A 26,729-nucleotide genomic window follows, 5' to 3' on the forward strand; every position below is an offset into this window, starting at 1 on the left:
TGCCGCCACACTCCGCGGCGCCAGTCACCACCGACCCCACCACCGAGCCCGAGTCGACCGCCAATCAACGCCAATCAACTTGACATAACGATCAACTGTCGCTCAGAGGCGGGCACCACACCACACCCTCACCTGCGGTGACAATTGGGACATTTGAGGATGACGACACTGCGGTGACGGCTGGGAGCCCTGACCGACTCAGCCCAACGACGCCAGGGCACGCACCAACTGGTCCACCTCGGCCGTCGTCGAATAGTGGCTCAACCCGATGGTCACCGCTCCCCCGATGTCGTTGACACCGATGGCGTCCAGCACCCGGGAGCCGGCGTTGGCGATCGCCAGCACACCGTTGTCGGCCAGTCGCTGCACCACCCGCTCGGCGGGCACCTTCTGCACCGCGAAGCTGACCACCGGGATGCGCGCCTCGGGGCTGCCGATCACCATCACCAGCGGCAGCGACCGCAGCGAGCCCAGCAGATAGTCGAACAGCCGGTTGAGGTACTGACCGGCCGAGCGCATCGAGAGCGCCAGCCGCTCCGGCCGGCTCCCCCGCGCGGACTCGTCCAGCGAGGCCAGGTACTCCACACTGGCCACCAGTCCAGCCAGCAGCCCGTACTGGTGCAGGCCGACCTCCAGCCGCGCCGGCCCGGCCGCATGCGGGTTCAGCGATACCGAACCGAACGTGTCGATCAGCGCCGGATCCCGGAACACCAACGCCCCCACCGGGGGCCCGCCCCAGCAGGCCGCGTTGACGGCCACCACGTCGGCCTCGACATCGTTGATGTCGAGCAGCTGGAAGGGGGCCGCCGCGGAGTGGTCGACCACCGCCACGCCGCCCACCTCGTGGATCAGCTTGGTCACCGGCCGCAGATCCACCACGGTGCCCAGTACCCCGGACGCCGACGTCAGCGCCACCAGCCGGGTGGCCGGGGTGATCAGGTTCTCCCACTGCCAGCTCGGCAGATCGCCCGTCTCGATGTCGACCTCGGCCCACTTGAGCTTGGCGCCGTAGCGATTGGCGGCGCGCACCCACGGCGCGATGTTGGCCTCGTCGTCGAGGCGGGTCACCGCGGCCTCGTAGCCCAAGCTGACCCGTGACGACGCGGCATCCGACAGCGCGCTGAGCAGCACCGCACGATCCGGGCCCAGCACCACCCCGGCCGGGTCGGCACCGAACAGATCGGCCACCGCCTGGCGCGCGGCCACCAGCACCGCGGCACTGCGCCGGGAACCGGGGTGCGGACCGGACGCCTTTGCCAGGGATCCGCGGAACGCGGTCGACACGGTGGTCGCCACCGAATCCGGGATCAACATTCCCGTCGGCGAATCGAAATGAACCCATCCGTCACCCAGCGTCGGGTGCAGACCACGCACGCGAGCGACGTCATAGGTCATGGCAAGTACCTTAGAACTCTGAAAAATCGGCCTCGGGTGAACCTCTCGGAGAGCGAGATAGCTGCCCGCGTTACCGGCTGGTAAGACCTTTGCAGACATACTAGTGCAGTGCTTCCGGGGTTTGGAACGGTCTGGGCGTTGGCCGCAGCGCTGTTACTCCTGGTACTTCCCGGCACCCTGGTGGGCATCGGCGCCGGCCTGAATCGGCCGTTGGCCCTGACCGTCGGCCCGGCGCTGACCTACGGCGTGGTGGGCCTGGCCATCGTGCCGTTGGGCGCCCTCGGCATCCCGTGGAACGCGACCACCGCCCTGGTCGCCCTGCTGGTCGTCGGCGCCCTGGCCTACGCGTCGGCGACCGGGATCCGGCGGGCTCTCGACCGTCGTCCCGGCATCCACGTCGCGGCGGCCGCCACCGCGATCGGGCCGACGCTGACCGTCGCGGCGGGCACCCTGATCGGGGTGGTGCTGATCGGCTGGGCGGCGGTGCGCGGCATCCCCGACTGGCAATCCATCCCCAGCACCTGGGACGCGGTGTGGCACGCCAACACCGTGCGTTTCATCCTCGACACCGGGCAGGCCTCCCCCACCCATATGGGCGAACTGCGCAACGTGGAGACCCACGCCCCGCTGTATTACCCGTCGGCGTTCCATGCGCTGACCGCGGTGTTGTGTCAGCTCACCGGGGCCGCGCCCACCACCGCCTATACGGTGGCCGGCGTCGCCGCCTCGGTCTGGCTGTTCCCGGTCGGCGCCGCGCTGCTGACCTGGAATCTGCTGCAGCGGGTCACCACGGCCGGGCGCACCGCGCTGGCCTCGGGTGCGGCCGGCGCGCTGTCGGCGTCGTTCACCGCCCTGCCCTATGTCGAGTTCGGCACCGCGGCCATGCCCAACCTGGTCGCCTACGGGTTGGTGGTGCCGGCCTTCGCGCTGACCACCGCGGTGCGGACCCTGCGCGATCGGATTCCGGTCGCCACCCTGGCCCTGCTGGGGGTGTTCTCGGTGCACCTGACCGGGGGCGTGGTGGCGTTGCTGCTGCTGGGTGCCTGGTGGTTGTGCCCGCGCGACGGTGCGCTGTGGAACCCGCTGCGGGGCAAGCGGCGCGACGCGCTGGCGCTGGCCGGGGTGTTGGTGCCGACGGTGCTGCTGCTGATGCCGCAACTGCTCAGCGTGCGCAAGCAGGCCGAGATCATCGCCGGGCACGCCTTCTTGACCCATGAGGGCCGCAAGTCGGCGGTGCTCGACGCGTTGCTGATGCACACCCGCCACCTCAACGACTTCCCGATCCAGTACGCGCTGGTGGCTTTGACACTGGCCGGCGCGGGATGGCTGGCGGTGCGCAGGGTGTGGTGGCCGCTGGCGCTGTGGGCGCTGCTGGCGGTGGCGGTGGTGCAGTCCTCGGCGCCGACGGGCGGGTTCGTCGGCGCGGCGCTGGGCCCGTTCACCGACCTGTTCTACAGCGATCCGCGCCGGATCATGGCGGCGATGACGCTGCTGCTGGTGCCGATGGCCGGGGTGGGCCTGGCCTGGCTGGCCGCGATGGCGGCTTCCCGACTGCCGCGGCCGCAGGTAGCGGCCGCGGTGCTGGTGGCGGCGACGGCGGTCGGACTGGGCTGGCACTACCTGCCGCGGCACGCGTTCCTGTTCGGCGACAAATACGACTCGGTGCTGGTCGACGCCCGCGACCTGGAGGCCTACTCACACCTGGGGCAACTGCCCGGGGCCCGCGACACCGTGATCGGCAACGCCAACATCGACGGCAGTGCGTGGATGTACGCGGTGGCCGGCCTGCACCCACTGTGGACGCACTACGACTATCCGCAGCAGCAGGGCCCCGGCCCGCAGCGCTTCATCTTCTGGGCCTACGCCGACGACGCCGACACCGATCCGCGGGTGGCCGCCGCGGTGCGCGACCTCAATATCCGCTATGTGCTGATCAGCAGTCCGACGGTGCGCGGTTTCCCGCTGCCCGACGGGCTAGTGTCACTGGAGAAATCACGGTCCTGGGCCAAGATCTACGACAATGGCGGGGCAAGCATCTACGAATGGCAGGGAGGGGCAGCACGTTGAGCATCGGCGGTAACGGCTCCGACGACGCGGACGGCGTCGAGATCATCAGCGGCGCCGACCCGCGGCTGCTGGCCGCCGGCACGGACACCGACGCCGAGACCGGCGACGACGACGAGCGGTCGGTGACCGACCTGATCGAGCAGCCCGCCAAGGTGATGCGGATCGGCACCATGATCAAGCAACTGCTCGAGGAGGTGCGCGCCGCACCGCTGGACGACGCCAGCCGGGCGCACCTGCGGGAGATCCACGCGGCGAGCATCCGCGAACTCGAGGACGGCCTGGCCCCGGAGCTGCGCGAGGAGTTGGAGCGTCTGACGCTGCCGCTGCGCGAGGACGCCACCCCGTCGGACGCCGAGCTGCGGATCGCCCAGGCACAGCTGGTCGGCTGGCTGGAAGGGTTGTTCCACGGCATCCAGACCGCGTTGTTCGCCCAGCAGATGGCGGCTCGCGCACAGCTGGAGCAGATGCGCCACGGCGCCCTGCCGTCCGGCCAGCATCCCGGCGGGTCCAGCCACGGTCACGGCCACACCGGCTCCGGCCAGTACCTGTAACGGTAAAGCGGAATCCCCTTGTCTAGCAACGATCCTCACATCGAAACCCGGGACGCCTGGGTGGAGTTCCCGATCTTCGACGCCAAGTCGCGGTCGCTGAAGAAGGCGTTCCTGGGCAAGGCCGGCGGCGCGATCGGGCGCAACAACGCCAACGTGGTGGTGGTCGAGGCGTTGCGCGACATCACCATGTCACTCAAGCTCGGCGACCGGGTGGGCCTGGTGGGCCACAACGGTGCGGGCAAATCGACTCTGCTGCGGCTACTTTCGGGCATCTACGAGCCCACCCGCGGATCGGCGCGGGTGGTGGGCCGGGTGGCCCCGGTCTTCGATCTGGGTGTGGGCATGGACCCGGAGATCTCCGGCTACGAGAACATCATCATCCGCGGGTTGTTCCTCGGGCAGACCCGCAAGCAGATGGCCGCCAAGGTCGACGAGATCGCCGAGTTCACCGAGCTGGGCGACTATCTCGCGATGCCGCTGCGCACCTACTCCACCGGCATGCGGGTGCGGTTGGCGATGGGCGTGGTCACCAGCATCGACCCGGAGATCCTGCTGCTCGACGAGGGCATCGGCGCGGTGGACGCGGAGTTCTTGAAGAAGGCGCAGACCCGCTTGCAGGCGTTGGTGGAGCGATCCGGAATCCTGGTGTTCGCCAGCCATTCCAACGAGTTCCTGGCCCGGCTGTGCAAGACGGCGATGTGGATCGACCACGGCGCGGTGCGGATGACCGGCGGGATCGAGGAGGTGGTGGGCGCCTACGAGGGGCCCGACGCCGCCCGGCATGTCCGCGAGGTGCTTGCCGAGACGCAGGGCCGGGCGTGACCGAGACCGTCTACGCCGTCGTCGTCACCCACCGGCGCCCGCAGCAGTTGGCCGAATCCCTGCAGGCGCTGTGTTCGCAGTCCCGCACACCGGACCACATCATCGTCGTCGACAACGACGCCGATCCCGCGGTGGCCGACCTGGTGGCCGGGCAACCGGTGCCGACCACCTATCTGGGGTCCCGCCGGAACCTGGGCGGGGCAGGCGGTTTCGCGCTGGGCATGCTGCACGCGCTGGCCGCCGGCGCGGACTGGGTGTGGCTGGCCGACGACGACGGGCGGCCGGCGGACTCCGGCGTGCTGGCCACCCTGCTGGCGTGTGCGGCCCGCCACGGCCTGGCCGAGGTGTCGCCGACGGTGTGCAACATCGACGATCCGTCGCGGCTGGCGTTCCCGCTGCGGCGCGGCCTGGTGTGGCGGCGCGAAGTCGCCGACCTGCGCGACGGCGCGACCGGCGGCGACCTGCTGCCGGGAATCGCGTCGCTATTCAACGGGGCACTGTTCACCGCCGACGCGTTGGATGCGGTGGGCGTACCGGATCTGCGGTTGTTCATGCGCGGCGACGAGGTGGAGATCCACCGCCGGCTAGTGCGCTCCGGGCTGCCGTTCGGCACCTGCCTGACCGCCGCGTACCTGCACCCGTGCGGGTCGGAGGAGTTCAAGCCGATCCTGGGTGGGCGGATGCACACCCAGTACCCCGACAACGCCGCCAAGCGCTATTACACCTACCGCAACCGCGGCTACCTGATGGCCCAGCCCGGGATGCGGCGACTGCTGCTGCAGGAGTGGCTGCGGTTCGGCTGGTTCTTCCTGGTGTCGCGCCGCGATCCGGCCGGCCTGATCCAGTGGGCCCGACTGCGCGGACTGGGCCGCCGCGAACAGTTCGCCAAACCGGAGAGGCAGCAATGAGTTTCGACGACGTTGCCGCGAAGTCCAACACGTTCGCCCGGGCGCGGGCCGACCTGGTGGACGGCTTCCGCCGCCATGAGCTGTGGCTGCACCTGGGTTGGCAGGACATCAAGCAGCGCTACCGGCGCAGCGTGTTGGGCCCGTTCTGGATCACCATCGGCACCGCCACCACCGCGGTGGCGATGGGCGGGCTGTACTCCAAGCTGTTCCACCTGGACCTGGCCGTGCACCTGCCGTACGTGACGCTGGGGCTGATCGTGTGGAACCTGCTGAACGCGGCGATCCTGGAGGGCGCCGATGTGTTCGTCGCCAACGAGGGCCTGATCAAACAACTTCCGACCCCGTTGAGTGTGCACGTCTACCGGCTGGTGTGGCGGCAGATGATCCTGTTCGCGCACAACATCGTCATCTATATACCGATCGCGATGATCTTTCCCAAACCCTGGTCGTGGGCGGATCTTTCGGTGATTCCCGCGCTGGCGCTGATCGCGTTGAACTGTGTGTGGGTGTCGCTGTGCTTCGGGATTCTGGCCACCCGTTACCGCGATATCGCCCCGCTGCTGTTCTCGGTGGTGCAGTTGCTGTTCCTGATGACGCCGATCATCTGGAACTACGACACCCTGCGCGCCCAGGGCGCGTCGCGCTGGACGACGGTGATCGAGTTCAATCCGCTGATGCACTACCTGGATCTGGTGCGGCTGCCGCTGCTGGGGGCGCATCAGCCGTTGCGGCACTGGGCGGTGGTGCTGGTGCTGACCGTGGTGGGCTGGGCGGTGGCGGCGCTGGTGCTGCGCAAGTACCGGTCGCGGGTGGCGTACTGGGTGTAGCGAGCCGGGACCTCGGGTCCCGGGCTGTCCGCGTCGTCCCATCCGTCCCGTGCGTACCGTCGGGCGACCATGTGGATCTTGCAGAATCGGATATCACCGGCGATAGCACGGTGCAGAAGAACGGCGTCCCGCCTAGCCTGATAGCACTGCTGTCAGGAGGTAAATGCGCTGGCGCAGCGATCTCCCACCGGATGACCCGTGGCACGCCGGCTTCGATGGCGCTCATTAAGCTGCCCGGGTGACCGAAGCCAACCGCGGCCCCCTGCAACTGTCGACGCAGGTGTGGCGTTTCCTGGTGACCGGTGCGCTGTCGGCGGCGGTGGACTTCGGGCTGTATCTGCTGCTGTACCTGGTGTTCGACGTCCCGGTCGATGCGGCCAAGGCGTGCAGTTTCGTCGCCGGCACCACCACCGCCTATCTGATCAATCGGCGCTGGACGTTCCAATCCTCGGCGCACGCCGGACGTTTCGTGGCGGTGATGGCGCTGTACGCGGTGACGTTCGCGGTGCAGGTGGGCATCAACCATCTGGTGTTGGAACTCTTGGACTACCAGCGTTGGGCGCTGCCGGTGGCGTTCGTGGTGGCGCAGGGCACCGCGACCGTTATCAACTTCGTGGTGCAGCGGACGCTGATCTTCCGGTCCCGCTGAGCCGCCCCCAACGTGGGAGAGCTGGTCCGCGAGCATATGTACGCATCTTGGATTAATATGTACGCATGGCGGTGAAGCGGACGACGATCGAGCTTGACGAGGACTTGGTGCGGGAAGCCCAGTCGGTGACAGGACAGACACTGCGGTCGACGGTAGAGGCCGCGCTGCGACAGTTGATCGCCGAGTCCGACAGCGCCACCGCCGAGCGCCGCCGGCGGATCGCCGAGCATCTCGCGGACACCGACGCACAGGTCGACACCGAGGTTCTGCTCTCAGATCGGGCGTGGCGGTGACGCGGTGGCTACTCGATAAGAGCGCCCATGTGCGACTGGCGGGCGGTGCACCACTACCCGACGGTATCGACATCGCCGATCTGGCCCTCTGCGAGATGAGTGAACTCGAATGGTTGTACTCGGCGCGCTCGGCATCCGACTACGACAGTCAGGCCACCTCGCTGCGTCGGGCATTCCCGGTGTTGGCCACACCGCAGGATATCTTCGGCCGGGTGCGCCGCCTGCAGCACGATTTAGCCCATCACCACGGGATGTGGCATCGAACGCCACTCCCCGATCTGTTCATCGCCGAAACCGCCCTGCACCACGGGGCCGGCGTGGTGCACGCCGACCGCGACTACCCGCGGATCGCCGCGGTGCGTCCGGGCTTGCAGGTTCGCGAGCTGACGTGAGTGGGCAGCAGAGATCAGCCGAGCGTAGACGGGGGACGCAGGTCGGGGAACGTCGGAAAGTGCCGCACGTTGAGAGTGGCGAGTTCTAACCCGTTGATCTCCGCCGTCGCCGCGATCAGGTAATCCCCGAGCCCAATCCCGCTGTGCGCCCGCCGGCGATGACGCATCAGATCACCGGCACGACGCGCGACTACTTCGGTGACCTCCTCGATCCGGAAAGCCGAGAGCAACGCCGACACCGCACGCCGTTCCGCGGAACGCATACCACCGGTCACCTCCACCACCGAGACCGCGCTCATCCGGGCCCCGAGCGGGGGCGTCAGCATCGCGCGACACGGATCTGGCCGCTATCGAGGGCCCTTTCGGCGTGACGTGAGATGCCTTCTGCCGCCGCCAAAACGTCCAGGTGCGCAGCCTGTTCCTCGTCGAGGTAGATATTGATCCGGGTTTCCTTCCGCCCGCGAAAAACCCTTCGGCCCCCTAGGACCGTTTGGGGTTTGTCGGTACGACGTCCATGCCGCCGATCCCGATGCCGGGACCGATGCCGGGACCCGGACCGGGGCCGGTACCCGGTCCACCGATGCCGCCGCCGGTACCCGGTCCGCCGATTCCGGTGTCGGCGCCGTCGACGTTGACGATGTCGTCCTCGCCGTCGCCGCCGGGCATGCCGTTGGAACCGCCGTTACCCCCGCCCCCGCCGGCCGCCCGGTCGCCGTCGAGCAGGCCGTCGTTGGTCACCGAGATGGTCGCCCTGCCGCCGTTTCCGCCGGCGCCACCGTCGCCGATCGCCGATCCGGCACCGCCGGTACCCCCGTTGCCGCCGGTCGCGGCGCTGTCGAGGATGATGCCGCCGGAGTCGACGCTGATTTCGGCGTCGCCGCCGTAGCCGCCGTCACCGCCGGTGTGGCCGCCGGCCGCGGCACCGCTGGCGCCGCCGTTGCCGCCGGTCACGGTGCCCTCCGCGTAGCCGTCGACCGCGAACGCGGTGGCCTCGCCGCCGATGCCGCCTTGGCCGCCGTCGACGCCCATGCCGCCGACGCCGCCGGTCACCTGCGCGAAGATGCTGCCGTCGACGGCGATCAAGTAGCCCGAGCCGCCGGTGCCGCCGAACCCGCCGTCACCGGTGCCGCCGTCACCGCCGGTGACGTCGCCGGTGACGAGGTAGCCGAAGCCCAGGGCCAGCACCTGCGCGCTGCCACCGTCGCCGCCGAGCCCACCGTGGGAACCGGTGCCGCCGTTGCCACCGGTGACGGTGGCGTCCTGCAGCAGGCCACCGTCGTACACCTGGACGTAGGCTTCGCCGCCGGCGCCGCCCACACCGCCGTCGACGCCGGCGCCGGCACTGCCGCCGGTGATGGTGTTGTCGATGACCAGGGCGTCGAGGCCTTCGACCCGGACGAAGACGTTCCCGGCCTCGTTGGTGGTCGATCCCTGCCCGGCCGCGATGGTGTTGCCGACGATCGCCGCGCCCCAGGTGGCGCGCATGGCGATGTCGCCGGCGTCGGCGCCCAGCCCGCCGGTGGTGCCGATGAAGGTGTTGTCGGCGACGAGGCTGTCGGCGTCGACTTCGACGGCCACGCCGCTGCCGGTGCCGCCGGTCTGGCCAACGCCGGCCGCGGTGCCGTCTCCGCCCGTTCCGCCGGCGCCGCCCTGGAGTCCGTCGATGACCTCGCCGTCGCCCACGACCGCGGCGCCACCGCCGGCGCCGCCGCCACCACCGCCGTTGCCGGCCGCAGTGGTGCTGCCGTGGCTGCCCTGCCCGCCGGAGCCGCCGACGCCGCCGCCGGCTCCCGGGCCGTAGCTGCCGCCGGTGCCGCCGGTGCCGCCGTCGCCGCCGTCGCCGTAGCGGCCGCCGTCGTAGGCGATGCCGCCCTGTCCGCCGGTGCCGCCGGCCGCGCCGTCCTGTGCGAACGGGATGTAGTCGGCCCAGCCGGAGCTCGAGCCGTCGTCCAGGAGGGCTTCGGTGGCGCCGTGGCCGCCGTTGCCGCCCGTGCCGCCGGCACCGGCGTTACCGCCGACGGCCGGGGTGCTGCCACCGAGGCCGGCGCGGCCACCGTTGCCACCGGTGCCGCCGGTGCCGCCGGCGGTCGGGGCGGAGGTGACGACGCCGTCTTCGGCGGTGCCGTTCCGGCCGTCCGCTCCGGTACCGCCGGCGCCGCCGTTGCCCCCGTTGCCGGCCGTGCCGTCGGTGCCGTCTGCGGCGCGGCCCGCGTCGCCGTTGAGGCCACCGAGTCCGCCGGCGCCGGCGTGGCCGCCGTCCCCACCGGCACCGCCGTCGTATCCGGCGAGGTGGCCGGCGGTGCCGTCGGCGCCGGTGGCGCCGTTACCGCCGCGGCCGCCGTTGCCCCCGTTTCCGCCGACGCCACCGGCGCCGGCCGTGCCGCTGGTGCTGCCGGAACCGGCTTTACCGCCGGAGCCGCCGTTTCCACCGTCGGTGCCCGATTCGCCGGCACCGCCGGCGGCGCCGTTGCCGACGCCGGAAACGGCGTGGTCGCCGTTTTTGCCGGTGTAGCCGAGTCCGCCGGCACCGCCGGCGCCACCGTTGCCGCCGACGCCCTGGGTAGCGCGGGTCTGACCGTCGGCTCTCAGGCCGCCCAGGCCGCCGTCGCCGCCGGAACCGCCGGCGCCACCGTTGCCGCCGGCAACGCCCGCGGTGGTGCTGTTGTCACCGGCGCGGCCCGTCCCGCCGTGACCACCATTGCCACCGACACCGGCAGAGCCGTCTTCACCGGATGCAGCCCGGGACCCGTCACCGTTGTCGCCGCCGACACCACCACGGCCGGCATCACCACCATTGCCACCGGCGTGACCCGCTGTGCCATCAGGATTTTCCGCAGTGCCATCATCACCGGCAGCACCATGAGCGCCATCGGTGCCGCTACCGCCATCACCACCGACACCACCAGCGCCGTGCGCGCCAGCATTGGTGCCGGAACCGCCGAGGCCACCGTCACCGCCGGCACCACCATGGCCACCGGAAACACCCGGCCCCGCACCCGCAGCCACCGCGTCATACCCGTCACCGCCGCGACCACCGGCACCACCGTCGCCGCCATCGCCTTGTGCCGCAAGGGTTTCCCCATCAACGTTCAGACCACCCAGGCCGCCATTACCACCGGCGCCACCGGCCTGACCCGCACCACCATCGGGATCCGCCGCAGTACCCGCCTCCCCGGCCGCACCATCCTTGCCATCCCCGCCGTCACCACCCACACCGGCCACACCCGCGGCCGCACGGGACGTGCCATCGGCCTGCAAGCCACCCAAGCCGGCATCACCGCCCACACCACCGTCACCACCGGCGGTGCCTGCAGCCGCCGCGACATCCGAGGCAGCGTCGTAGCCAGCGCCGCCGGCACCACCATTGCCACCGACACCGGCAGAGCCGTCTTCGCCGGATCCAGCCCGAGTTCCGTCACCGTTATTGCCGCCGACACCACCGCGACCGGCATCACCACCATCACCGCCGGCGTGACCCGCTGTGCCATCAGGATTTTCCGCAGTGCCATCATCACCGGCAGCACCATGAGCGCCATCGGTGCCGCTACCGCCATCACCACCGACACCACCAGCGCCGTGCGCGCCAGCATTGGTGCCGGAACCGCCGAGGCCACCGTCACCGCCGGCACCACCATGGCCACCGGAAACACCCGGCCCCGCACCCGCAGCCACCGCGTCATACCCGGCACCGCCACGACCACCGGCACCACCATCGCCGCCATCGCCTCGTGCCGCACGGGTTTCCCCATCAACGTTCAGACCACCCAGGCCGCCGTTACCGCCGGCACCACCGGCCTGACCCGCCACGCCGTCCGGATGCAAAGCGGTTCCGGCCGCACCGGCGGCACCATCCTTGCCATCCCCACCATCACCACCGACACCGGCCGCACCCGCGGCCGCGCGCGCGACACCATCGGCCCGCAGGCCACCCAAGCCGGCATCGCCACCGACTCCACCATGACCACCGGCGGTGCCTGCAGCCGCCGCGACATCCGAGGCAGCGTCGTAGCCAGCGCCGCCGGCACCACCATTGCCACCGACACCGGCAGAGCCGTCTTCGCCGGATCCAGCCCGAGTTCCGTCACCGTTATTGCCGCCGACACCACCGCGACCGGCATCACCGCCATCACCGCCGGCGTGACCCGCTGTGCCATCAGGATTTTCCGCAGTGCCATCATCACCGGCAGCACCATGAGCGCCATCGGTGCCGCTACCGCCATCACCACCGACACCACCGGCACCGTGACGACCCGCAGCACTACCGCTACCGCCGACACCACCGTCACCGCCGGCACCACCATGGCCACCGGAAACACCCGGCCCTGCACCCGCAGCCACCGCGTCATAGCCGTCACCGCCGCGGCCACCGGCACCACCGTTGCCACCGACGCCGACGGTGCCCGCGGCGGCTCGGACGCCGGCTCCGCTGAGCCCGCCGACGCCGCCCTGGCCGCCGTTGCCGCCGGCACCACCGGCTTGACCCGCACCACCATCGGGATCCGCTGCAGTACCCGCCGCACCGGCCGCGCCGTCGGCACCGGCGCCACCGGCGCCACCGTTTCCGCCGACACCTCCGGCACCTGCAACGCCGTCCTGGGTTCCGCGGCCGCCGACACCACCGGCCCCACCGGCGCCACCGGTTCCGCCGTTCTCCCCAGCCGCACCCAACTGCGCGCCGTCGCGGCCCTGGAATCCGGCACCACCGCGCCCACCGGCACCACCGTCTCCGCCATCGCCTTGTGCTGCACGGGTTTGCCCGTCAGCGTTCAGGCCACCCAGGCCGCCGTTGCCGCCGGCGCCACCGGCCTGACCCGCGCCACCATCGAGATGCAAAGCAGTGCCCGCCGCACCGTCGGCACCGTCCTTGCCATCCCCGCCATCACCACCGACACCGGCCACACCCGCGGCCGCGCGCGCGACACCATCGGCCTGCAAGCCGCCCAGGCCCGCATCGCCGCCGACACCACCATGACCACCGGCAGTACCGGTAGCCGCAGCGACATCCGAGGCAGCGTCATAGCCGGTACCACCGGCACCACCGTTGCCGCCGGCACCGGCAGCGCCATCGGCGCCGTCGGCGGCCACGCCCTGCCGGCCTGAGCCGCCCGCGCCGCCGGCACCGGCAGCGCCACCGGCGCCGCCGGAACCGCCTGCGTAGCCGTCGGCATGGGTGGCATGGCCGTCGGCGCCCGCGGCACCGTGACCGCCCCGGCCGCCCGAACCACCCGCACCACCGGCCGCGCCAAGACCGTCCAGGCCGACGGTCCGGCCACCGCCACCGAGGCCACCGGAACCGCCGGCACCACCCGCGGTTCCCGACTCGCCGACACCACCGGCAGCCCCCGCACCGGAACCGAGCACCGCATCGGTGCCCGCCTTGCCGCTGTATCCGGCACCACCGACAGCACCGTCGCCGCCGGCGCCGCCGACACCTTGCTCGGCACGGCCCGAACCATCGGCCTTCAGGCCACCCAGGCCGCCGTCACCACCGGCACCACCACTGCCACCGGCGCCACCGGCAACCCCGGCACTCGTACTGTCGGCGCCGCGGAACCCGGCACCGCCGGCACCGCCGTTGCCACCGACACCGGCGAGCCCGTCGGCACCGGTGGCCGCACGTCCCGCATCGCCGTTGAGTCCACCTAGCCCGCCGGCCCCCGCATGTCCACCGGTACCGCCGGCACCACCGGCGTAGCCGTCGACATGGGTCACACCGCCATCGGCGCCCGCGGCACCATGCCCACCCCGGCCACCGGAACCACCCGCACCGCCGACACCACCGGCACCGGCATTTCCGGATGTGCTGCCGGCACCGGCGACACCGCCGGAGCCTCCGTTGCCGCCGGCGGTACCGGACTCACCGGCGCCACCGGTCGCCCCGGCTCCGGATCCGGCCGTCGCGTCGGCGCCGGCCGCGCCGTCATAGCCCCGGCCGCCGGCCCCGCCGTTACCGCCGTTGCCGCCGGCGCCCTGCAGGGCACGGGTGCCGTCGGTCTCCTGGCCACCCAGGCCACCGGCGCCGCCGGCACCGCCGCGACCGCCGTTGCCGCCGGCCACCCCCAGCGAGCCGTCGGCACCGCGGAATCCCGTGCCGCCGCCCCCGCCATTGCCGCCCTTGCCCGCCGAACCCGATGCGCCGTCGGCCGCGAAGCTCCCGTTGCCGGAGAAGCCCCCGGCGCCACCGTGCCCGGCGTCGCCACCGTTGCCGCCGGCGCGGCCGGCACGCCCGTCGGGGTCGCCGGCCACACCGCGGGCACCCGACCCACCGTGGGCGCCGTCGGTGCCGCTGCCCCCGGCGCCGCCGGCAGCACCGGTGCCGTGGGCACCGTTGGTCGCGCCCTGGCCCCCGGACCCGCCGGAACCTCCGGCCCCGCCGTTGCCACCGGATGTCCCGGCGGCGGCATTCGCATCGGCCCGGGCGTCGTATCCCGCACCGCCGACGCCACCGGCACCGCCGTCACCGCCGGCACCCTGCGCACCGCGGCCGGCACCGCCGGCAGTCAAGCCGCCCAGCCCGCCGGCGCCACCGGCACCACCGTTTCCGCCGGCGCTGCCGTGCGGTTGGGCTGCGGTACCGGCCGAGCCCGCGAAGCCCGCGCCGCCGTTGCCGCCCCGGCCGCCGACGCCCGCGAGGCCGTCCTGCCCGGCGGCCGCCTGCCCGCCGGAACCGTGGCCACCGCTGCCGGCCGCTCCGGCGTTGCCCCCGGCGCCGCCGGCCGTGCCGTCGTAGCCGTCGAGGTGGGTGGCGGTGCCGTCGGCACCGTGGGCGCCGTCGACCCCGGCACCGCCGGATCCGCCGTCGCCACCGAGTCCTCCGGCGCCCTGGCTGCCGGCCGCACCCGCGGCGCCGCTGTCACCGAGCCAACCACCCGCACCGCCGGCACCGGCTTGACCGGCCGCGCCACCGTCCCCGCCGGCACCGCCGTTGCCACCGCTGCCGGCCGCCGCGACGGCGGTTCCGGCCGCGCCGTCGGCACCGTCACCGCCGGCTCCCCCGGCACCGCCAATTCCCCCGGCACCACCTTTGCCGCCGGTACCGAACACCGAGCCGCGCCCGCCCGCACCACCGTTGCCGCCGGTGCCGCCGTTGGATCCGGCACCACCGGCGGCACCGGCCAGCAGGCCCGTAGCCCCCGCGGCACCGGCCAGCCCGGCACCGCCGTTGCCGCCGGCACCGGCATCGCTGAACATGCCCCACTGGGCGGCGTCACCGCCGTCGCCGCCGTGGCCGCCGGCCGCACCACCGTTGCCGCCGGCACCGCCGGAGCTGAACGACGAGAACATGCCCGCGGCACCGCCATCGCCGCCGGAGCCACTGCCGTAGCCGTCACCGCCGGCGCCACCGTCGCCGCCGTACAACCCGCCCTGACCGCCCGCACCGCCGTTGACGCCGGCCACCCCGTCGGCATCCCAGCCGTCGCCGCCGCTGCCGTACATCCAGCCGCCGGCGTAGCCGTCGGGGTGCTCGGCGGTGCCGTCGGCGCCGTCACCGAACGGCATCGCCCAGTTGATCTCGCTCCAACTGAAAGCCGCCGCCGGCCCGGGCAGGTCGAACACCTCTGCGCCGAAGCCGTCGAAGAACGTCGACCAACCGTCGGCGTCGAACACGGTCGCCCAGGCATCCTGGTCGGCCCAGTCCACACTCAGGCCGACGAAGCCGCCGGCCAGCTCGGAGCCGAGCAGGTCGATGAGCACGTCGTCGAGGTCGGCGTGGGCGGGCGCCGCGGTCCACGGCCCGAGTCCGAGGGTCAGGAAGGCACTGATGGCGCTGCCTGCGCCGATCAGCCGGCTGCCGCGACGGGTGATCTGACGGCGACCGGCCATAAACGCATCCCCTTAATAAAGAGTTCATAGATACCTAGAACTCACTTAAGGGCGACGTTAGCAGCGATTCCGAATTAATCGACTACAGGAGATAAATACAGACGTTCGTACTACATGTTTATGTCACGGCTCGATATAGCGGACTATCTGACAGGGCAAAACACCTCGGCTCGGACCGAAGTCTGAGCCGAGGTGCCTGCCTCGGGATTGGGTGGAACGGAGGGATCCGCCCCGCCGGTGTTACGGCACGTCGGCGCCGTTGCTGCCGGTCCAGGTGACACCGTCGGAGGTCTGACCGTTCTTGTTGACGGTTTCCTGAGACTGGCCAGTACCACCGGTGTTTCCCGTCCCGGTGCCGCTACCGCCGTCACCGGCCTGCAAGGCCCCGTTGGTGTAGCTACCCGGGCTGGTCGGACTGGTCGGTCCACCCGGACCGGTTGCCCCGACGTGCACGTAACCGGCTGCACCACCCTGGCCGCCGGCGACACCGTCACCACCGGTACCACCGGCGATCACGTTGTCGGTGGCGATCGCACCATCACCGAGCGCAGTGATCTGGGTGGAGGCTCCGGCGACCACGCTGCCGCCCTTGCCGCCGTCGCTACCGGCGCCGCCGTGGACGCCGGTGACCGAACCGCTGGCTTCTGCACCGGCGCCGCCGGCCAGGATGCTGGCCTTGCCGCCGTTGCCGCCGGTGCCGCCGGTTTCGGCGTCGCCGCCGTTGCCGCCCTGCACGGTGCCGTGGGCGGTACCGCCGCCGCCCCCGTCGGGACGACCGGCCTCGATCACACCGCTGGCGCCGTTACCGCCGACGCTGCCGGCATCGGTGGCGTCGCCGCCGTTGCCGCCGGTCGCCTCGGCGGTCAAGCCGGCCCCGCCGATGGTGCCACCGGCGTTGTCGACCACCAGGAAACCGGCGCCACCGTTGCCGCCGACGCCGCCGTCACCGGCGCCGCCCTCGCCACCGGTCGCCGACGCGTTGGTGATGCTCGAGCCCGCGCCGTTGGCGTAGATCTCGGCCATACCGCCGGCACCGCCGGTGCCACCGTCGGATCCGGCCCCGGCGTGCCCGCCGGTGGCGGTGACGTCGGTGATCTCGGCACCGTCGACGGCGATGACGTTGGCGGCACCGCCGGCCGCGCTGTCGCTGCCGTTGCCGCCGATGGCGTGGCTGCCGGTGATGCTGCTGCCGCCGGTGGCGACCAGCGACGCGTTGCCGCCGGCGCCGCCGTCGCCGGCCGCGCCACCGGTGACCGTGCTGTCTTCGATGCTGCTGCCGGCGTCCACGGTGACGGTTGCGGTGCCGCCTGCCGCGGTGGCCGAGGCCGCGCCACCGGTGATCGTCACGTTGGACAGGTCACCTTGGGCTTGGACGACGACGGCGCCACCGGTCTGGCCCGCTGCACCGGGTGCGCTTGCGGTGCCGTCTTCGCCGTTGCTGCCGGCGCCACCGGTGATGGTGCTGCCGTCGATGGTGCCGCCGCCGAAGACCAGGGCGCCACCGCCACCACCACCGCCGCCGCCACCGAAGCCGCCTGCTGCTGCGCCGGCACCGCCGTCACCGCCCAGACCACCGACCGCGTCCGGGCCGAGGCCCGCACCCTGGCCGCCGGCGCCACCGGCGCCACCGCTGGCGGTTCCGGCACCGCGGCCGCCGTGGCCGCCGGTACCACCGGATTGCGGTAGCAGGCCGCTCATGTCGTCCCCGTTGCCGCCGTTGCCGCCGGTACCGCCCGCACTGTCGGCGCCGTCGGTGCCGTTGCTGCCGCTGCTATCGGCACCGGCCGCACCGCCGGCACCACCGAGGGCACCGTCACCGCCATTGCCACCGTCACCGGCGGTGGCGTTGCCGCCGCCACCGGCGCCGTCGCCGCCGTCACCGGCGGTTCCGGCGTTGCCGCCGTTACCTCCACTACCCGCGGTCCCGTCGGCCCCGGTGACGCTGGTACCGCCGGCGCCACCGTTGCCACCGGCACCACCGGCACCCGCGTTGCCTCCGTTACCACCGTCGTCGTCGGTGCCGGCTGCAGCATCTGCACCGTCGGAGCCGTTGCCACCGGCAGCACCAATGCCGCCCTGGCCACCGTTACCGCCGTCGCCGTCCACGCTGCTGCCGCCGGCGCCACCGGTGCCGCCCGCGCCGCCCGCACCACCGGTCTGCCCGGTGACGCCGTCGGTGTCGAGGCCGACGCCGTTGCCCGCGGCGCCGCCGTTTCCGGCGTCACCGCCGCGGCCGCCGTTGCCGGTGTTGCTGGATCCACCGGTACCACCGTCACCGCCGTTGCCGCCGGCGCTCCAGTCGGGGCCGGTCAGGCTGCCGTTCATGGTGCCCGCGGGACCATCGGCGCCGATGCCGCCGTCACCGCCGTGGCCGCCGGCACCACCGTTACCGGAGTCACTGGATCCGCCGGCACCACCGGCACCGCCGTTGCCGCCGGGTCCACCGCCGAAGCTGCCGGTGAGTCCGTCGCCACCGTTGCCGCCGTCACCGCCGGTACCGCCGTCACCGGACTGGCTGTCGCCACCGGCTCCACCGGCGCCACCCTTGCCCGCACCGATGTTGCCGACGCCGCCGTTGCCGCCCGTACCGCCGGCACCACCGGTGCCGACCTTGCTGTCGCCGCCGTCGCCGCCGACGCCACCGGCACCACCGGAGACTCCCGCACCCGGACCCGACAACAGCCCGTCGCCGCCGTGGCCGCCGTTGCCGCCGGCACCACCGTTGCCGACATCGCCGGTGGCATTGCCGCCAGCACCGCCGGCGCCACCGAGGCCGATGTTCGCGCCACCCTGGCCGCCGTGACCGCCAGCGGCCCCGTCACCGGCGTCGGAATCGCCGCCGACACCACCGGCGCCGCCCTTGCCGCCGCCGAATCCGCCGGGGAGGGGATCGGCACCGTCACCGCCGGCGCCGCCGACACCGCCGAGGCCACCCGACCCGCCGGCACCGCCCGTGCCGCCGTCACCGCCGGTGAGGGTTCCGGTACCGCCTTCGCCACCGGCAGCACCGTCGCCGCCGTCACCGGTCGCCGCACGGGTGGTGTCGGCGTTCAGGCCGCCCTGGCCGCCTTGGCCGCCGGCGCCACCGTTGCCGCCGTCGACGCCGTGCAGGCGCGACGGGTTGCTTTCGTCACCGGCGGCACCCGCACCGCCGTCGCCACCGGCACCACCGGCGCCGGCCGTTCCGGTGCCGACCGCGTCGCCTCCGGCGCCACCGGCACCTCCGGCGCCACCGTGCTGGCCGGTGTCGGTCAGACCGACGGTGGTGTAGCCCTCACCGTCACCGCCGTCACCGCCGGCACCGCCGTCGCTGCTGGTACCCGTGTTGGCACCGGACGCACCGGCGCTGCCGTCCGACCCCGTACCCGTGCCGGCCGCACCGCCCACACCGACATCCCCGCCGCTGGCACCGTCACCACCGCTACCACCGGCGCCGGCAGTGTTGGCCGTGCCGCCGCCGGCACCGTCACCACCGGTTCCGGCCGTGCCGGCGTTACCGCCGTCGCCGCCGTTGCCACCGTTGCCGTTCACGCCGGAATCGCTGCTACCACCGTTACCACCGAGGCCGCCCTGGCCACCTGCGCCGGCGTTTCCGCCGTCGCCGCCGGCCTCGCCGCTGCCCGCGGCTGCGTTCAGGCCCGCACCGCCGTCACCACCGGCGCCACCGGTACCGCCGTTTCCGCCGCTACCGGCGACGTGGCCGCTACCGCCGGCGCCACCGGTGCCGCCGACGCCACCGCTGCCGCCGTGGCCACCGTCGGGGCTGCCGAGCGCACCGGCCGTCCCGTTGAAGCCCTGGCCACCGGCGCCACCGTCGCCACCGTTACCGCCGTCGCCCTGCAGCGCCTGGCTGCCGTCGGTGTTGTAGCCGCCCTGGCCACCGTTACCGCCGTTACCGCCGTTCGTTCCTGTGCCGCCATCGACGTTGAGGGCATCGCCGGCGGTGCCGACGGCACCGTCCTTACCGTCGCCACCGTTGCCGCCGACACCGGCAGCACCGTCGTCGGCCCGCGACGTGCCGTCGGCCTCCAGGCCGCCCTTGCCGGCGTTACCACCGGCACCACCGTCGCCACCGGAGGTTCCCGCCGCCGCACCGGCGTCAGAGGCGGCGTCGTAGCCGGCACCACCGGCACCACCGTTGCCGCCCTTACCGGCCGAACCGTTGTCGCCGTTTGCGGCCTGAGCACCGTCGCCACCGAAGCCACCGGCGCCACCGGCACCGGCGTTACCGCCGTCGGTGCCGTCACCACCCTTGCCGCCGTTGGGGTTAGCCGCGTCCCCGGCGGTACCGATCGCACCGTGGGCACCATCGGTACCCGAGCCACCGTCACCACCGACGCCACCGGCGCCGTCGGAGCCGGCAGTCGAACCGGTACCGCCGGTGCCACCGTTGCCGCCGACACCACCGTTGCCACCGGAAGTACCTGCTGCCGCGCCATCGGCGACCGCGTCATACCCGGCGCCACCGGCACCACCCTGACCACCAGATCCACCAACACCACTGGACGCCCGAGTGCTGCCGTCAGCCTCTAGACCACCCTGGCCGCCGTTACCGCCGTTGCCACCGGCCGTGCCATCGGTGCCGTGAATGCTGCTGGCGTTACCGGCAGTTCCCGCCGCGCCGTCCTTACCGTCGCCGCCGGCACCACCGACACCCGCGGCACCGTCGACCGCGGTACCGCCGCCTACGAGCTGACCGCCCTTACCGGCGTTACCTCCGGCGCCGCCGTCACCGCCGGCGGTTCCCGCCGCCGCGCCGGCGTCAGACGCAGCGTCGTACCCGGCACCACCGGCACCACCGTTGCCGCCCTTGCCGGCCGACCCGTTGTCGCCGTCGGCGGCCTGAGTGCCATCGCCACCGAAGCCACCGGCACCACCGGCACCGGCGTTACCGCCGTCGGTGCCGTCACCGCCCTTGCCGCCGTTGGGGTTAGCGGCGTCACCAGCGGTACCGATCGCACCGTGGGCACCATCGGTACCCGAGCCACCGTCGCCGCCGACGCCACCGGCACCGTCGGAGCCGGCGACCGAGCCGCCGCCACCGGTGCCACCGTTACCGCCGACACCACCGTTACCGCCGGAAGTACCCGCTGCCGCGCCATCGGCGACCGCGTCATAGCCGGCGCCACCGGCACCACCCTTGCCGCCGTCACCACCGACACCGGCGCCAGCCCGAGTGCTGCCGTCAGCCTCTAGACCGCCGACGCCACCGTTACCGCCGTTACCACCGTTCGTGCCGGTGCCGCCAACGACGTTGAGAGCATCGCCGGCGGTGCCGACGGCACCGTCCTTGCCGTCACCACCGTTGCCACCGACACCCGCGGCACCATCGTCGGCACGAGACGTACCGTCGGCCTCCAGGCCGCCCTTACCGGCGTTGCCACCGTCGCCACCGTCGCCACCGGCGGTTCCGGCCGCCGCACCGACATCCAATGCGGCGTCGTACCCGGCACCACCGGCACCACCGTTGCCGCCCTTACCGGCCGAACCGTCACCACCACTCGCCGCCTGAGTTCCACTGCCGCCGTTGGCGAAACCACCCGCACCACCGGCACCGGCGTTACCGCCGTCGGTGCCATCGCCGCCCTTGCCGCCATCGGGATTCACAGCATTCCCGGCCGTACCGATCGCACCGTGTGCACCGTCGGTACCCGAGCCACCCTTGCCGCCGACACCACCGGCACCGAACGAACCCGCAGTCGAACCGCTCCCACCGGTACCACCGTTACCACCGTTACCACCGTTACCACCGGAAGTACCTGCTGCCGCGCCATCGGCGACCGCGTCATAGCCGGCACCACCGGCACCACCCTGGCCACCAGATCCACCGACACCACTGGACGCCCGCGTGCTGCCGTCGGCCTCCAGGCCACCTAGGCCACCGTTACCGCCGTTACCACCGGCCGTGCCATCGGTGCCGTGAATGCTGCTGGCATTACCGGCAGTTCCCGCCGCGCCATCCTTACCGTCACCACCGGCACCACCGACACCCGCGGCACCGTCGACCGCGGTACCGCCGCCTACGAGCTGACCGCCCTTACCGGCGTTACCTCCGGCGCCGCCGTCACCGCCGGCGGTTCCCGCCGCCGCACCGGCGTCAGACGCAGCGTCGTACCCGGCACCACCGGCACCACCGTTGCCGCCCTTACCGGCCGAACCGTCACCACCACTCGCGGCCTGAGTTCCACTGCCGCCGTTGGCGAAACCGCCCGCACCACCGGCACCGGCGTTACCGCCGTCGGTGCCGTCACCGCCCTTGCCGCCATCGGGATTCGCAGCATCCCCGGCCGTGCCGATCGCACCGTGGGCACCGTCGGTACCCGAACCGCCCTTGCCGCCGACACCACCGGCACCGAACGAACCCGCAGTCGAACCGCTCCCACCGGTGCCACCGTTGCCGCCGACACCACCGTTACCGCCGGAAGTACCTGCTGCCGCGCCATCGGCGACCGCGTCATACCCGGCGCCACCGGCACCACCCTTGCCGCCGTCACCACCGGCACCACTGGTCGCCCGAGTGCTGCCGTCAGCCTCCAGGCCACCTTGGCCACCGTTACCGCCGTTACCACCGGCCGTGCCGGCGCCACCGTGAATGCTGCTGGCATTACCGGCAGTTCCCGCCGCGCCATCCTTACCGTCACCACCGGCACCACCGACACCGGCAACTCCGTCGGCCGCGGTACCGCCGCCTACGAGCTGACCGCCCTTACCGGCGTCGCCACCGGCGCCGCCGTCACCACCGGCGGTTCCCGCCGCCGCACCGGCATCAGACGCAGCGTCGTACCCGGCACCACCGGCACCACCGTTGCCGCCCTTACCGGCACCGCCGGCCGCACCCGAGGCCGCCTGCACGCCCGCGCCGGAGAAGCCACCCGCACCACCGGCACCGGCGTCACCGCCGTCGCCGCCCGCCTGTCCGGCCTTGCCGTCGGGGTCGGCCGCGGTGCCGGCCGCACCGATCGCACCGTTGGCACCGGCCGCGCCGGTACCGCCCTTACCGCCGACGCCGCCGGCACCGGCCGTCGAACCGGTACCGCCGTTGCCGCCGGTGCCACCTGCACCACCGTTGCCGCCGTCGGCACCGGCCACCGTGGACTGGAATCCACTGCCGCCGGCACCACCGGCACCACCGGCGCCACCGACACCGTCGGCCACCCGCGTGGTGCCGTCGGCTTGCAGTCCGCCCTGGCCGCCGTTACCGCCGTTACCGCCGGTGCCACCGGCCTGGCCGTGGGGATCGGCTGCGGTCCCCGCGGCACCGACCGCGCCGGCCTTGCCCGCGCCACCGTTGCCGCCGACACCGGCGGTGCCGTCGGCGGCGTTACCGCCTCCGACCAGCTGGCCACCCTTGCCCGCGTCACCGCCGGCCCCGCCGTTGCCGCCGGAGGTACCCGCCGCCGCAGCTCCGTCCGCGGAAGCGTTGTAGCCGGCACCGCCGACACCGCCGTTGCCGCCCTTACCGGCACCGCCGGCCGCACCCGAGGCCGCCTGCACGCCCGTACCGGAGAGGCCGCCCGCACCACCGGCGCCGGCGTTACCGCCGTCGCCACCGGCCTGACCGGCTGTGCCGTCGGGGTCGGCCGCGGTGCCGGCCGCACCGGCGGCACCGTTGACACCGGCCGCGCCGGTACCGCCCTTACCGCCGACGCCGCCGGCGCCGGCCGTCGAACCGGTACCGCCGTTGCCGCCGATCCCACCGGCACCACCGTTGCCGCCATCGGCACCGGCCACCGCGGACTGGAATCCACTGCCGCCGGCACCACCGGCACCACCGGCGCCACCGACACCGTCGGCCACCCGCGTGGTGCCGTCGGCCTGCAGGCCGCCCTGGCCGCCGTTACCGCCGTTACCGCCGGCACCACCGGTCTGCCCGTGGATGTCGGCCGCGTCACCTGCGGCGCCCGCCGCGCCGGCCTTACCCGCGCCGCCGTTGCCGCCCACGCCGGCCTGGCCATCGACACCGAACGCGCCGCCCTTACCGGCGTTACCGCCGGCACCACCGTGCCCGCCATCGGTGCCCGCCGCCGCACCGGCATCGGCTGCGGCGTTGTAGCCGGCGCCGCCGGCACCACCGTTACCGCCACGCCCGCCGACACCGTCGACGCCGTCGGCTGCACGGGTGCCGTTGCCGGAGTCGCCGCCGAGCCCACCGGCTCCGGCGTTGCCGCCGTCGGTGCCGTCGGTGCCGGCGGTGCCGTCGGGGTCGGCCGCGGTGCCCGCGGTACCGGCAACCCCGTCGACGCCGTCGGTACCGGAACCTCCGTTGCCGCCGGCACCGCCGACGCCGTGGTTGCCGGCAACCGAACCGGTGCCGGCCAGGCCACCGTGGCCGCCGGCACCACCGGCGCCACCGTCGGTGCCCGGTCCCGCCCCGGCGGCCACCGCATCCCAACCGTGGCCGCCCTTGCCGCCGTCGCCGCCGTCACCACCGGTGCCGGTGCCTGCGCGGGTAACGCCGTCGGCCTCCAGACCACCGAGGCCGCCGTTGCCGCCGCGGCCGCCGGACTGCCCTGCTGTGCCGTCGATGTCGGTGGCGTCGCCGTCGATTCCGTCGACGCCGTCCTTCCCGTCGCCGCCGTCGCCGCCGTCACCGGCGACACCCGCGGCCGCACGCGTGACGCCGTCGGCCTCCAGGCCGCCGCGGCCCGCGTTACCGCCCACACCGCCGTTACCGGCGGCGGTGCCGGCCAGCGCACCGCTGTCGGAGGCCGCGTCATAGCCGTCGCCACCCCGGCCGCCGTCACCACCGGCACCGGCCACACCGCTGAGGCCCCCGGCCGCAGTGGTGCCGTCGCCGTTGGCGCCGCCGACGCCGCCGACGCCGGCGTTCCCACCGTCGCCGCCGTTGCCACCGGCCTGACCGGTCGGGTCGTAGGCCGCACCCGTGCCACCGTCGGCGCCGTCGGCGCCATCGGTGCCGCTACCGCCGTTTCCGCCGGCGCCGCCGGCGCCGTGGACACCCGCGACGGCACCACTACCGCCGACACCGCCGGAACCACCGGCACCGCCGTGACCACCCGAGATCCCCGGGCCGGCCCCTTCGGCCAGCGCGTCGAAACCGTGCCCACCGGCCGCACCGGCACCACCGTTGCCGCCGTCGCCCTCGGCGGCGCGGGTCACTCCGTCGGCTTCCAGGCCACCCAGGCCACCGTTGCCACCGGCACCACCGGCGCCACCGGCCTGCCCGTCTGGGTCGGCCAGGGTTCCGTCGGCGCCGGCAAAGCCCGCACCGCCATTACCACCGGCACCGCCGGCGCCCGCGACGCCGTCCTCGCCGTCGGCGGCCTGCCCGCCTGCACCTACGCCACCGGCACCACCGAGACCGGCGTTGCCACCGACGCCGCCGGCCTGACCGTCGTAGCCGTCGCGATGGGTGGCGTCGCCGTCGGCACCGTCGGCACCGTCGGCGCCGTCGCCACCGGTGCCACCGTTACCGCCGGCCGCGCCCTCGCCCTGCGTTCCCGCCGCGCCCGCAGCTCCGGCGTCGGCGAACCAGCCGCCGGCACCACCGGCCCCGGCCTTACCCGCGGCACCGCCGTTACCGCCGGCACCACCGTTGCCACCGGATGTCGCATCCGTCTGCGCGGTCGTGCCGTCCGAGCCGTCGGCACCGTCGCCGCCGACACCACCGTCTGCGCCGGCGCCACCGTTGCCGCCGGCACCGCCCTTGCCGAACAGCACCGAGCCCTTGCCGCCGGCACCACCGGCGCCGCCGGCACCACCGTTTTGGCCATCACCGCCGGATGCGCCGGCCAAGCCCGCCGTCACACCCGCCAGTCCGAGGGCGCCGTCACCACCGAGACCACCGGCACCGGCCGTGCTGAACAGGCCCCACTGCGCGGCGTCACCACCGGCACCGCCCGCGCCACCGTCGCCGCCAGCCGTGACGGCACTGCCGCCGTCACCGCCGTCACCGCCGTGGCTGAACCACGCGAACAGGCCCGCCGCGCCGCCGTCGCCACCGTTGCCGGACCCGAAGCCGTCACCGCCGTCGCCGCCGTTGCCGCCGAACAGGCCGCCCTGGCCACCGGCGCCGCCGTCATCACTGGCACCGGTCCCATCGGCGTCCCAGCCGGCACCGCCGGAACCGAACAGCCAGCCACCGGCCCCACCGTCGGGGTTGTCCGCGGTGCCGTCGGCACCGTCGCCGAACGGCATCAGCCAGTTGATCTGGCCCCAGTCGAAGGAGGCATCCGCGGCCCCCGGACCGCTCCAGTCCCAACCTTCAAAGACCGCATCCCAGGCGGCCGGGTCACCCAAGCCTTCGAAGACTCCGTCCCAGGAGGCCGGATCGAACACCACGCCCCACGCGGCCTGATCCGTCCAGTCCACGCCGAGGTCGGAGACCGCGCCACCGAGGTCGGCACCGAACAAGTCCGCCCACACGTCGTCGATGTCGGCGTGCGCGGTCGGCGCCGCAGCCAGCGGCCCCATTCCGAACGCCAGGAAGGCCCCGACCGCGGTACCGGCCCCGATCACCCGGCTACTGCGACGGCCGCTGAACCCACTACGACGGTGACGGGACACAGGCACTCTCCTGAAAACTTGGTTTTGCTTAGAAAAAACTGTGAATCGGTAGGTTAGCAAAGTTGAATGGTTAGTCAACTAATGCGCGTAAAACACCAGAATGTGGCTATCATTGCTGATTCTTCGCGCGACCCCATGGCCGGCCGCAACGCCATTCAGGTGATTTTGCGGATAAATACGCTCAGTTTTTTCAAATAATTTGCGGTGCCCTGATTTTGCTGGTCCGCGGTTGACGACGACGCGGCCGCGCCGGGCCCCACGCGCCGACGGCACCCTGGGTTGCGACCGCTTCCTGCGCAACGCCAAGGCACCTCGGCCCGGTCGAGGGTCCGGGCCGAGGCACCACGCCCAGGCACCCGCCGGAGCGGCCGGAGCCTCCCCGAGCACTACGGGCCGTTAGCTCCGTCGGTTCCGGTGGCCACGACACCGGCGGGATTCACATCACTAGTGTTGTCGGTCACGTCGGACTCGTGG

General features: G+C 73.1%; 13 protein-coding genes. 8 read left to right on the forward strand and 5 right to left on the reverse strand.

All coding sequences use genetic code 11. The features are described 5' to 3' along the window. Nucleotides 1–198: 198 nt before the first annotated feature. The gene (locus RCP38_RS18535; protein ID WP_308474363.1) at nt 199–1,395 is read right to left on the reverse strand and encodes a cysteine desulfurase-like protein; all 1,197 of its coding nucleotides are present in this window, start codon (nt 1,393–1,395) and stop codon (nt 199–201) included. A 108-nt stretch (nt 1,396–1,503) separates the two neighbouring features. Here RCP38_RS18535 and RCP38_RS18540 point away from each other — a divergent pair, with 108 nt between their 5' ends. The 8 genes from RCP38_RS18540 (at nt 1,504) to RCP38_RS18575 (ending at nt 7,904) form a co-directional block, all read left to right on the forward strand. Continuing rightward, nucleotides 1,504–3,462: a DUF6541 family protein gene (locus tag RCP38_RS18540; RefSeq protein WP_308474364.1), complete on the forward strand. Its 1,959-nt coding sequence runs from the start codon at nt 1,504–1,506 to the stop codon at nt 3,460–3,462. Further along, on the forward strand, nt 3,438–4,013 hold the full coding sequence (locus tag RCP38_RS18545; RefSeq protein ID WP_308474365.1) for a bacterial proteasome activator family protein: 576 nt from the start codon (nt 3,438–3,440) through the stop codon (nt 4,011–4,013). The genes RCP38_RS18540 and RCP38_RS18545 overlap by 25 nt, the downstream gene beginning before the upstream one ends. 18 nt (nt 4,014–4,031) lie before the next feature. Next, the gene (gene wzt / locus RCP38_RS18550; RefSeq protein WP_308474366.1) at nt 4,032–4,835 is read left to right on the forward strand and encodes a galactan export ABC transporter ATP-binding subunit Wzt/RfbE; all 804 of its coding nucleotides are present in this window, start codon (nt 4,032–4,034) and stop codon (nt 4,833–4,835) included. Then, entirely contained in the window at nt 4,832–5,743 is a 912-nt protein-coding gene (glfT1, locus tag RCP38_RS18555) for a galactofuranosyltransferase GlfT1 (protein WP_308474367.1), read from the forward strand. Before wzt ends, glfT1 begins: the two co-directional genes overlap by 4 nt. Continuing rightward, on the forward strand, nt 5,740–6,570 hold the full coding sequence (wzm, locus tag RCP38_RS18560; RefSeq protein ID WP_308474368.1) for a galactan export ABC transporter permease subunit Wzm/RfbD: 831 nt from the start codon (nt 5,740–5,742) through the stop codon (nt 6,568–6,570). Before glfT1 ends, wzm begins: the two co-directional genes overlap by 4 nt. 238 nt (nt 6,571–6,808) lie before the next feature. Then, nucleotides 6,809–7,219: a GtrA family protein gene (locus RCP38_RS18565; RefSeq protein WP_308474369.1), complete on the forward strand. Its 411-nt coding sequence runs from the start codon at nt 6,809–6,811 to the stop codon at nt 7,217–7,219. Nucleotides 7,220–7,284: 65 nt separating this feature from the next. Further along, nucleotides 7,285–7,512 (forward strand): type II toxin-antitoxin system VapB family antitoxin, encoded by a 228-nt coding sequence (locus tag RCP38_RS18570; RefSeq protein ID WP_308474370.1) that lies wholly within the window; start codon nt 7,285–7,287, stop codon nt 7,510–7,512. After that, nucleotides 7,509–7,904, forward strand: a complete 396-nt coding sequence (locus RCP38_RS18575) for a PIN domain-containing protein (RefSeq protein WP_308477416.1) — start codon at nt 7,509–7,511, stop codon at nt 7,902–7,904. Before RCP38_RS18570 ends, RCP38_RS18575 begins: the two co-directional genes overlap by 4 nt. 14 nt (nt 7,905–7,918) lie before the next feature. Here the strand turns inward: RCP38_RS18575 and RCP38_RS18580 are convergent, their stop codons facing one another. From RCP38_RS18580 to RCP38_RS18590, 4 genes are all read right to left on the reverse strand, one after another. Then, a complete protein-coding gene (locus tag RCP38_RS18580) occupies nt 7,919–8,230 on the reverse strand; it encodes a type II toxin-antitoxin system VapC family toxin (RefSeq protein WP_308474371.1) in 312 nt (103 codons plus the stop codon). Further along, nucleotides 8,224–8,346, reverse strand: coding sequence for a ribbon-helix-helix protein, CopG family (locus RCP38_RS20000; RefSeq protein WP_373692530.1), 123 nt, complete (start codon nt 8,344–8,346; stop codon nt 8,224–8,226). Before RCP38_RS20000 ends, RCP38_RS18580 begins: the two co-directional genes overlap by 7 nt. A gap of 38 nt (nt 8,347–8,384) precedes the next feature. Continuing rightward, nucleotides 8,385–15,728, reverse strand: a complete 7,344-nt coding sequence (locus RCP38_RS18585) for a PGRS repeat-containing protein (protein ID WP_308474372.1) — start codon at nt 15,726–15,728, stop codon at nt 8,385–8,387. Nucleotides 15,729–15,968: 240 nt separating this feature from the next. Then, a complete protein-coding gene (locus RCP38_RS18590) occupies nt 15,969–26,255 on the reverse strand; it encodes a hypothetical protein (protein ID WP_308474373.1) in 10,287 nt (3,428 codons plus the stop codon). Nucleotides 26,256–26,729 lie beyond the last annotated feature (474 nt).

Origin of the sequence: Mycolicibacter sp. MU0083 (genome assembly GCF_963378075.1) — a bacterium.
GTDB lineage: Bacteria > Actinomycetota > Actinomycetes > Mycobacteriales > Mycobacteriaceae > Mycobacterium > Mycobacterium kokjensenii.

Coding starts and splice junctions, on each gene's coding strand:
- RCP38_RS18545 (WP_308474365.1), top strand. CDS start 3,438: ATGGCAGGGAGGGGCAGCACGTTGAGCATCGGCGGTAACGGCTCCGAC.
- RCP38_RS18580 (WP_308474371.1), bottom strand. CDS start 8,230: ATGCTGACGCCCCCGCTCGGGGCCCGGATGAGCGCGGTCTCGGTGGTG.
- RCP38_RS18585 (WP_308474372.1), bottom strand. CDS start 15,728: ATGGCCGGTCGCCGTCAGATCACCCGTCGCGGCAGCCGGCTGATCGGC.
- RCP38_RS18535 (WP_308474363.1), bottom strand. CDS start 1,395: ATGACCTATGACGTCGCTCGCGTGCGTGGTCTGCACCCGACGCTGGGT.
- RCP38_RS18570 (WP_308474370.1), top strand. CDS start 7,285: ATGGCGGTGAAGCGGACGACGATCGAGCTTGACGAGGACTTGGTGCGG.
- wzm (WP_308474368.1), top strand. CDS start 5,740: ATGAGTTTCGACGACGTTGCCGCGAAGTCCAACACGTTCGCCCGGGCG.